This window comes from uncultured Microbacterium sp. (assembly GCF_963521645.1).
GTDB lineage: Bacteria > Actinomycetota > Actinomycetes > Actinomycetales > Microbacteriaceae > Microbacterium.
Genome location: NZ_CAUQVQ010000097.1, coordinates 1 through 9,062 on the forward strand (window position 1 = coordinate 1; position 9,062 = coordinate 9,062).

Consider the following 9,062-nt stretch of genomic DNA (forward strand, 5'->3'; position numbering starts at 1 on the left):
ACGGATGCCGCGCGCAGTGGCTCACCGGCTTCGCGTGCGGCCTTGGCGAAGCCCTGGGCGACCGCTCGTGCCCACGCCTCGCTCGCAGCCTTGACCGCGGCGTAGTTCGCGCCTCCCGCGAGAGGTCGCCCGACGGCCGTCGACGAGATGATCGCGAAACGGCCGGCGGGCGCGGCGCGCAGTGCCTCGTCGAACGCCCTGCTGGTCGCGCGCACGGCATCGAGCGCGGGAAGGAGAGCGGCGAAGTCGGCGTCCGATTGACCCGCGAGTCCGCCGCCGCCGCGCCACCCGCCGACCAGCGGCAGCACGGCATCCACGCGCTCGAGCCGCGCCGCCAACTCGGTCATCTCGTCGAGCGATGTCGCATCGGCGACCTCGACCTCGACTCCGATCACGCGCAAGGGCTCCAGTCGTTCGGCCGAGCGTCCGGTCGCGATGACTCGGGCGCCGGAGGCGACCAGCGACCGGGCCACGGCGAGACCCGAGGCGCTGGTGGCTCCGGCGAGGACGATCGTGCGGTCGGTGACGCTCATGTGCTCAACTCTCGCGGAAAGACAGCGCTGCGGCCACCCCGGGCAGGAGTGGCCGCAGACGCCCCGTCCGATCGCCCCCGCGATCGGACCCCAGAAATGCGCGAGTCAGTCGTCGGTGCCCCGGATGCCGACGGTCGACTCGATGACCGGCTTCATCTTCTTGTCGAGGGCTTCGAAGAACATCGACAGCGGAAACTCGTCGTCCAGCACGGCGTCGGTGTACCCCTTCGGAGCGCCGGCGAGGATCTCGTCCGGCAGCCCGCGCGCCCACTTCGAGGCGGGGTTCGGGGTGAGCACCGAGCGCACCAGGTCGTAGGCGGCCAGCCAGTGAGCCGTCTTCGGCCGGTCGATCGAGCGCCAGTACAGCTCGTCGATCGCATCGCCGAGCGCGACCACTGCGTCGGGCACGCCGTCCCAGTCGAACGCGAGCGCGGTGTCGGTCCAGTGCAGCACGCCGCGCTGGTGCAGCCACGCGAACAGCAGCTGTCCGCCGAGGCCGTCGTAGTTGCGCACCCGGGAGCCGGTGATCGCGAAGCGGAAGATGCGGTCGAAGATCACGGCGTACTGCACGAGGCCCGCGTGCTCGAGCATCTCGCCCTCGGAGACCGTGAGCTCCTCGCCGGCCGAGACGCGAGCACCGAGCGCACGCTCGATCTTCACGGATTCGCGGAACGCGGTCAGATCGCAGCGCAGCTCCTCGAGCGAGTACAGGAAGAACGGCATCCGCTGCTTGATCATGAAGGGATCGAACGGCAGGTCGCCGCGCATGTGCGTGCGGTCGTGGATGATGTCCCACATCACGAACGCGCGCTCGGTCAGCGCCTGGTCATCGAGCATCGCCGCGGCCCGCTCCGGAAGCTCGAGCTTGGTGATCTCGGCGGCCGCGCGAGTGACCCGGCGGTAGCGAGCCGCTTCACGGTCCTGGAAGATCGCGCCCCACGTGAACGAGGGGATCTCGCGCATCGCGACGGTCTCGGGGAACAGCACGGCCGAGTTCGTGTCGTAGCCCGGGGTGAAGTCGATCAGACGCAGTGAGACGAACAGCTTGTTGCCGTAGTCGCCGGCTTCGAGCGCGGCGATGAACTCCGGCCAGATCGTCTCGACGATGAGCGCCTCGACCAGGCGGTCGCTCGAGCCGTTCTGCGTGTACATCGGGAAGACCACCAGGTGGCGGATGCCGTCGACGCGGTGCTGCTGCGGCTGGAAGGCCACGAGCGAATCGAGGAAGTCGGGGACGCCGAAGCCGCCCTCGACCCAGCGGTCGAAGTCGGCCACCGAGGCGGCGAGGTAGTCCGCATCGTGCGGGAAGGCGGGCGCGAGGGCGCGGATGCCGGAGGTGATCGCAGCGACGAGGTCGCGGGCAGCCGCGTGATGCGCGGCGTCGGGGATCGACCCGTCCTTGATCTGCAGGTCGCGCAGGGCGATCGCAGCGTCCTTGAGCTGAGCCCAGGCGGCGGAGGATTCCGCCACGGATGCATCCTCGACGACCTCGGGTTCGCCGACGATGGCCTGAGTGTTCAGGATGGGAGTGGACATGGAACCTCCGATCGGGGATCGCGACGTAAAAATTCCGGTCTATACGGAATACTGACGATAATATTACATCCATGGATGATTCTGTCGACCTCGCGATCCTGGCCGAGATCTCCCGCGATGGCCGTGCGACGCTGTCTCAGCTGTCGGATGCCGTGGGCCTGTCGGTGTCGGCCGTGCAGTCGCGCCTTCGTCGGCTCGAGACCCGCGGAGTCATCTCGGGCTACCGAGCGATCCTCGACCCGGAGCTGGTCGGCACCCCGCTGTCGGCCTTCATCGAGATCACGCCTCTCGACCCCGCGCAGCCGGACAACGCTCCCGAGCTCCTTGAGCATCTGACCGCGATCGAGGCCTGCCACTCGATCGCCGGTGACGCGAGCTACATGCTCTTCGTGCGCGTGCCCTCGCCGCGCGCGCTGGAAGAGCTCGTGCGCGACATCCGCACCGCCGCGAACGTCAGCACGCGCACGACCGTCGTGCTGCAGACGTACTACGAGCACCGGCCCATCATCCCGGTCGCCGACGGGGCCTGAGCGCACCCGCGGATCAGAGGACCGCGCCCACCATCGCCTCACCCAGCGGCGTGCGGACATGCAGCATCCGGGTGCCGTCGCGTGCGCTGGTCACGAGCCCTGCCTGTCGCAGCACGGTGAGGTGGTGCGATGCGGTTGAGGCGCCGATGCCGGCATCGGCGGCGACCTGTGTGGTCGTGCGAGCCGCTCCCGCCGAGAGCAGGATTCCCGCACGCGCCGCGCCGAGCAGAGCCCCGAGTGCGTCCTCGATGTCCTTCGCGCTGCGCGCCCACCCGGCTGTCACGCCACGGGCCGGATAGAACAGCGTCGGCTGCGCCGGGGGTTCGGTCAGCACCATGCATCCCCACGACGACATCACCGAGGGCACGAGCACGAGACCGCTGCCGTGGCAGTCGACGATCTCGCTGTGCCGGCGCAGGGCGACGCGCACGGCGCCGTCGCCCCAGCTCACCGAAGGATGCAGTCCGCCCGCCATGCCCGCGATGCCGGATGCGGCGATGACCCGGGCGCGCACGGCGATGTCGGCGCGCAGCAGGCGTTCGAGCTGCGGCCATACCGGCGCGAGCGTGGCCGACCAGACCTCCCACCACGCCTCAGCGATCATGGCGCGTGCGCGGGCCGGCGCCTCTCGCATCTCGCCCAACGCCTGCCGACGCGCACCCGAGGAGCGGAGCACCATCTTGCCGAAGTCGACGCGCATGGCCTCGAGCGGTGTGCGACGAAGCGCCTCGAGTTCGCCCTCGGGAGTCATGTCCCACCGCGGCGTCGCGGTGAGGAAATCCGGGAGGTATCCGTCATCGCCGATGACCGCGGCCAGCAGCCGGAAGCTCTCCACCGGCAGCCGGTCGCGCACGATCCGCAACCACCCCCACTGCAACGGATTCTGCTCGGGGCGCAGCAGCACGCGCACAGCGTGGGCGAGCTCGTGCCCGGGCGATACGCCGAACCGCACGGCCTCGACATCGCCGGGGCTCAGCGAGAACTCGACGCGATGGGCGGGGTGCTCGACACCCTCGACCGGCATCCGCTCGGCAATGTTTCGATCCACATCGAAACTCTAGGAGTGGCCGCACACGGTGTCGAGACTGGGAGAGAGGCATCAGCCAGACCTCTTTCATCGAAGACAGACTCAGCAGACCGCACCGCACACCCAGGAGCATCCATGTCATTCCAGGCATACCTCGACAAGGTCGAGACCCAGACCGGCCTCACGCCCCGCCAGTTCATCGAACTCGCGAGGGACCAGGGTTTCGACGAGACGACGAAGTCGACCGTCGTGCTCAACTGGCTCAAAGACGAGTACAGCCTCGGCCACGGTCACGCACAGGCGATGGTGCATGTGATCCTCAAGGGGCCGAAGATCAGCGACAAGCACGTCGGCAAGGGCGGAGCGCACGGCGACGCCTCCGACACCCTGTGGCTCGACGGCAAAGACACCAACCCGAACGCCTGACCCGCGTCCGCACGATGAGAGGAGCCACCATGGCAGTCCGCGTCGATCTCAACATCTCCCTCGACGGATTCGCGACCACGACCGACCAGACACCCGAGAATCCCTTCGGCGACGACTGGCCGCGACTCGTGGCGGCGTACACGGCCACCCGCACATTCCGCACGCGCGTGCTCGGCGACGACTCGGGCGTCGGCACGACGGGGATCGACGAGAAGTACGCGCACGCCTACTTCGAGGGCATCGGCGCCGAGATCATGGGCGCGGGGATGTTCGGCCTTCATCAGCATCCGGACGACCCGCAGTGGCGCGGGTGGTGGGGCGACGAGCCTCCCTTCCACGTGCCGGTGTTCGTGCTCACGCACACGGTTCGCGACTCGATCGAGTTCGCGAACGGCACCGTCTTCCACTTCATCGACGCGGAACCCGAAGAGATCCTGCCGCGCGCGATCGACGCGGCAGGCGGCGGCGACGTGCGCATCGGCGGGGGTGTCGACGTGGTGCGGCAGTTCCTGCGCGCGGGCCTGGTCGACCGGATCCACTTCGCGGTCGCACCGCTCGTGCTCGGCAGCGGGGAGCGCGTCTGGGACGGCCTGCGCGGCCTCGAGAACGGCTACGACGTCCGCTCCGAGGTCGCCGAGAGCGGCGTCACGCATCTGACGTTCGAGCGGCGCTGACGCTCCGCGGCCCGCTGTCGGCGGCCGGCAGTCGAGGGTCGACATCGACGCGGCCAGTAGGATTCCCTGCGTGGCAGCATCCTCCAAGCGCAAGAAGAACCAGCCCCGTGTGAGCGGCAATCCCGCGAAGCGGGCCAGCGGCAACCCGGCGAGCCAGGCCGTCATCGATGCCGGGCCCGTGACGCTCGGCGACTGGGTCGGGGCGGCCCGCCTGCGCACGCTGCCCCTCGCCGTCGCGCCGGTCGTGATCGGCACGGGCGCCGCCCGCAGCACGGGACCGGAGTTCCACTGGGTGATCGCGCTCGCCTGCCTCGCGGTCGCGGTGCTGCTGCAGATCGGCGTGAACTTCACGAACGACTACAGCGACGGCATCCGCGGCACCGACGCGGTCAGAGTCGGACCGGCGCGCCTCACCGCCTCCGGTCGGGTGAAGCCGCGCACGGTGCTGATCATCGGTCTCGTATTCTTCGCGCTCGCCGCTCTTGTCGGCCTCGCGATCGTGATCCGCACCGAGCAATGGTGGATGCTGGCCGTGGGCGCGGTCTGCATCGTGGCCGCCTGGTTCTACACCGGCGGCAAGCGACCCTACGGCTACTACGGGCTCGGCGAGGTCTTCGTCTTCGTGTTCTTCGGGTTGGTCGCGACGCTGGGCACGACGTGGGTGCAGGCGTTCGAGCTGCCGCAGCAGGCGTGGCTCGGGGCCGTCGCCGCGGGCCTGTTCGCCTGCGCGGTGCTGCTCGCGAACAACCTGCGCGACATCGATCAGGACCGCCAGGTCGGCAAGCGCACTCTGACGGTGCTCATCGGCAAGCGCGCCACGCAGGTGCTGTTCACCCTCTTCGTGCTGGTGCCGTTCGGCATCCTGGCCTTCCTCGCCCTGCTCTACCCGATCGCCTGGATCGGCCTGCTGGCGCTGCTGGCCGGACTCCCGGCGATCCTGATCGTCTGGACCTACCGTCAGGCGAAGGAGCTGGTGATCGCACTGGCACTGACCTCGCTCACGGCACTGCTCTACGCCGGCGCGCTGTTCTGGGCGTTCATCGGCTGAGAGCGGATCTTCATGCCGAAGCGACAGCAGAGGATCGACGGCTTCGTCGTGCGGGCGCGGCGCCGAGAGCAGTCGGAGCCTCCCGCGCAGGCCCCGACGTGGGCGGTGGTCGCGCTCGGCGTCATACTGCTGGTCGCACGTCGATCATCACCGTCATCGAGGAGATGCTCGTGGCGCCCGCCGGTCGGTGACCGGGCGCGACGGCGACGAGTGAGCTGAGCGTCTCGCCTTCAGACCCGCGGCGTCGACCCGGTGCTGCCCGAGTCGGGGCGCTCGGTGCCGGTGCCGTCGATCGCGTGATCCTCGGCATCCGCGTCGGCCTGAGCGGCCTCGCTGCGCCCGCCTCGACGCTCGACGAGACGCGCCGATGCGTCGGCGAGCGGGGCCCGCAGGAACAGCATCGAGATGCTCACGCCGATGAGCGCGGCGAAGATCGCGGCGAGCCACCAGAACTCGCGGAAGATCGGGAAGAAGAACCACATCACGGCCAGCGGAACGAGGAATGCCAGCAGCCGCAGCACGGTGTAGACGAGGAAAGGAGCACGGTTCTTCACCCGCACAGTCTACGTTCGGGCTCTGAGGCGGCGGCTGGGAGCGCGGACGGCTAGGAGTCGATCCCGAGGGTGCGGAACGGGATGCCGCGGACCACTCTCTTCCACGGATGCTCGCCGAGAGACCACAGCAGCTTCGCGTCGAGGTCGAGGGCGAGGTCTTCGCATCCGATCGGGAGCGGCACCCGGTCGCGCTCGAGCGCATCCCGTCGCCCGGTCCACAGGGTGCCGGGATGCATCCGGTCGGACTGCGACACGAAGTGGCGCTCGCCCCAGCGCACGGCTCCCTGCATGCGGGGGATCCCGGGCGAGAAGCGCTCCTGCTCCTCGAAGCGCTCGTCCTCGGTCTCGGGAACGGTGAACTCCGCGATCCGGCCGGAGTCCGCCGTCACGTACTCGCCGATCAGGACGCGCCGCAGCGGAGTGCCGTCGGCGTCGAAGACGCGGCCGAGATACGAGCAGCGCAGATCGATCGGATGCACGCGCGTGCGCACCGCGACCAGGGCGGATGCCCGCACACCGCGTCCCGAGAGTCCGGCGATCCGGCGGGCGTCGGCACCCCGCACCCGCCGGATGCCGGACAGGTCGAACTCCCAGATGCCGCGGCCCGTGGCGGCGACGAACAGGCGGTCGCCGAACCAGGCGAGACCGCCGGCGTGGATCGGCGCGGGCTGCAGCTCTCCGCCCTCGTCGACGGCGAGCAGCACGTCGAGATGCCGGGAGCGCTCGAGGTCGACGAACGCGACGCGGGACGCCAGATGGTGACCGTCGAGCCGCTGACGGAACCAGCTCACGGCCAGCGTGCGGCGCCCGTGCCACTCGCCGAGGTCGATGCCCTGCGGATACCAGCGACGCGTCCAGCTGCGGGCGCTGAGCCAGCGCAGGTCGACGGTGTCACGGCGCTTCTGGCGCACCGGGCGCCACGTCGTCCCGAACGGCCACAGCATGTCTCCCATCGTCGCCGATCCGCGCGACCGATGCGAACAGGGCGCGCGAGCCGGTCGTGCCGACACCGCACGTTCACCTCGCCGTCTCCGATCGGCAAGGAGCGCCTGGCACGATTCCGAGACCGTCCACCCCGGGAGTTCCGTGCGCACACCGCTCGTCACCGTCATCCTTCCTGCCAAGGACGCCGTCTCGTACATCGGCACGACGCTCGAGACGCTGACCCGCCAGTTCGACGACTCGGCCTCGCTGAAGCTCGTGGCGATCGACGACGGCTCGCGCGACGGCACCGGCGCCCTGATGCGGCGGTACGCGGAGCGGTTCCCCCACGCCGAGGTCATCCGCAATGCGGCCCCGCGCGGGCTCGCGACGGCGCGCAACCAGGGACTCGCGCACGTCGAAGGCGACGCGTTCTGCTTCCTCGACGGCGACGACTGGATGCAGCCGCGGCGCCTCGAGGTGCTCGCGCGGCGACTGCACGGGCTGGGGTGCGACTTCGTGCGCACCGACCACGTGACCGTGACCGACGGCGCGCGGGTGCTGAAGCCCGCACCGCACCCGTGGCGCGACGTCGTCGGCTCGCCCCGAGAGGCGATCCTGCCCGCAGACGAACCGACGATGGTCGACTACCCGTTCGCGTGGGCCGGCATGCTGCACCGTCGCGTGCTCGACGACGGTCTCGCCGAGTTCACTCCGGGGCTCTTCACGGCCGAGGACCGCCCGTGGATCTGGCGTCTGCATCTGCAGGCGCGCTCGTTCGCGGTGGTCGACGCACCCGCGCTGCTCTACCGGCGAGGGGTCGCGACGTCGCTGACCCAGGTGCGCGATCGGCGACAGCTCGACTTCGCCCGCGCGATGCACGAGGTGCTCGACATCGTCGAGGCGGATGCCGAGGCGGAGCGCTTCCTGCCCAAGGCGGTGTGGACCGTGCTCGCACTGAGCTCGCGTCACCTGGTGCGCGCACGGCGGATGACCCCCGCTCTGCGCGGCGAGATGCGCGCCGGCATCCGTGGTCTCCTCGGGCGCCTGCCCGCCGAGGAGACCGGCGCTGTGCTCGCTCGACTCGACGGGCCACGTCGCAGGGTGCTGGCGTCGATGCTCCGCGAGGTCGGCGCACGCACGGCGAACACCGGCGCACGCGCGGCGAACATCGGCGTGCAGGGGGCTCCCGCATGACCCGGCTCTTCGCGCTGCACAGCGCCTACGGACTCGCGACCGCGGCCGCAGCCCTCGACGCGGGACTTCTGGGGGAGCGCGGCGAGCGGCTGCTCGTGCCGTTCCACTCGTCCCGTGTGCCCGAGACTTCGGTCGGCATCGTCGCGGACCCCGCGCTCGCGGGTCTGCGTGCGCGGTTCGACCGGGTCGAAGACCTCGATCAGCTGCTCGGGCCGCTGCATCCGAGCTCCTGGCAGCCGGCCCCCGCAGACCTTCCGCTGCTGCGGCGTCTGCTCACTCGGGCGTGGGGCCTCGACGACGACCTGGAGATCCTGCTGCAGAGCCCGCAGGTCGCGCCCGCGCTCACCCTGATGCAGGTCTTCCCGCATGCGCGCATCACGATCATCGGCGACGGTCTGATGACCTACTCGCCGATGCGCATCGCGCTGCCGCACACGGTGACCGCGCGCATCGGCCGCGTGGTGCACGCGGATGTCGTGCCCGGAGTCGTGCCGCTCGTGGGGTCGCCGCACGCGCAGACGATCCCCGTGCCGCCGGCGCTGTTCGGCGCCGTGCTGCGGGAGGCGGCGGACTCCGTGATCGACGCAGACCCGATCGACGCAGACCCGATCGACGC

Annotated in this window: 11 protein-coding genes; 6 read left to right on the forward strand and 5 right to left on the reverse strand. The window is 70.2% G+C overall.

The window, feature by feature from the left end; translation table 11 throughout:
• The coding region (locus tag RWO82_RS13965) for an SDR family NAD(P)-dependent oxidoreductase (protein WP_314428099.1) at positions 1 to 533 on the reverse strand (533 nt) is incomplete at its 3' end.
• A 105-nt stretch (positions 534 to 638) separates the two neighbouring features.
• Positions 639 to 2,069, reverse strand: a complete 1,431-nt coding sequence (locus RWO82_RS13970) for a DUF6421 family protein (protein WP_314428101.1) — start codon at positions 2,067 to 2,069, stop codon at positions 639 to 641.
• Between the two features lie 71 nt (positions 2,070 to 2,140).
• Here RWO82_RS13970 and RWO82_RS13975 point away from each other — a divergent pair, with 71 nt between their 5' ends.
• Positions 2,141 to 2,599 carry an Lrp/AsnC family transcriptional regulator gene (locus RWO82_RS13975; protein WP_314428103.1) on the forward strand — a complete coding sequence of 153 codons (459 nt, stop codon included), beginning with the start codon at positions 2,141 to 2,143 and terminating at the stop codon, positions 2,597 to 2,599.
• A gap of 13 nt (positions 2,600 to 2,612) precedes the next feature.
• Here RWO82_RS13975 and RWO82_RS13980 read toward each other — a convergent pair whose 3' ends face one another.
• Positions 2,613 to 3,647 carry a helix-turn-helix domain-containing protein gene (locus tag RWO82_RS13980; RefSeq protein WP_314428105.1) on the reverse strand — a complete coding sequence of 345 codons (1,035 nt, stop codon included), beginning with the start codon at positions 3,645 to 3,647 and terminating at the stop codon, positions 2,613 to 2,615.
• Positions 3,648 to 3,761: 114 nt separating this feature from the next.
• Between RWO82_RS13980 and RWO82_RS13985 the strand changes: the two genes are divergently transcribed.
• The 3 genes from RWO82_RS13985 to RWO82_RS13995 all read left to right on the forward strand — a co-directional run bounded on the left by RWO82_RS13985 (position 3,762) and on the right by RWO82_RS13995 (position 5,774).
• Positions 3,762 to 4,052 (forward strand): DUF4287 domain-containing protein, encoded by a 291-nt coding sequence (locus RWO82_RS13985; protein ID WP_314428107.1) that lies wholly within the window; start codon positions 3,762 to 3,764, stop codon positions 4,050 to 4,052.
• A gap of 29 nt (positions 4,053 to 4,081) precedes the next feature.
• Complete coding sequence (locus tag RWO82_RS13990) at positions 4,082 to 4,726, forward strand: dihydrofolate reductase family protein (RefSeq protein WP_314428108.1); 645 nt, start codon at positions 4,082 to 4,084, stop codon at positions 4,724 to 4,726.
• A gap of 70 nt (positions 4,727 to 4,796) precedes the next feature.
• Positions 4,797 to 5,774: a 1,4-dihydroxy-2-naphthoate polyprenyltransferase gene (locus RWO82_RS13995; RefSeq protein WP_314428109.1), complete on the forward strand. Its 978-nt coding sequence runs from the start codon at positions 4,797 to 4,799 to the stop codon at positions 5,772 to 5,774.
• 230 nt (positions 5,775 to 6,004) lie between these two features.
• Here RWO82_RS13995 and RWO82_RS14000 read toward each other — a convergent pair whose 3' ends face one another.
• Positions 6,005 to 6,328, reverse strand: a complete 324-nt coding sequence (locus RWO82_RS14000; RefSeq protein WP_314428111.1) for a DUF4229 domain-containing protein — start codon at positions 6,326 to 6,328, stop codon at positions 6,005 to 6,007.
• Positions 6,329 to 6,378: 50 nt separating this feature from the next.
• Positions 6,379 to 7,281, reverse strand: coding sequence for a hypothetical protein (locus RWO82_RS14005; RefSeq protein WP_314428113.1), 903 nt, complete (start codon positions 7,279 to 7,281; stop codon positions 6,379 to 6,381).
• Between the two features lie 133 nt (positions 7,282 to 7,414).
• On the opposite strand from RWO82_RS14005, the gene RWO82_RS14010 reads away from it, so the two are divergent.
• Together RWO82_RS14010 and RWO82_RS14015 are read left to right on the forward strand one after the other, a co-directional pair.
• Positions 7,415 to 8,446 (forward strand): glycosyltransferase family 2 protein, encoded by a 1,032-nt coding sequence (locus tag RWO82_RS14010; RefSeq protein ID WP_314428114.1) that lies wholly within the window; start codon positions 7,415 to 7,417, stop codon positions 8,444 to 8,446.
• Positions 8,443 to 9,062 (forward strand): polysialyltransferase family glycosyltransferase (locus RWO82_RS14015; protein ID WP_399540877.1); only part of this gene is annotated, 620 nt, incomplete at its 3' end. The genes RWO82_RS14010 and RWO82_RS14015, both read left to right, overlap by 4 nt.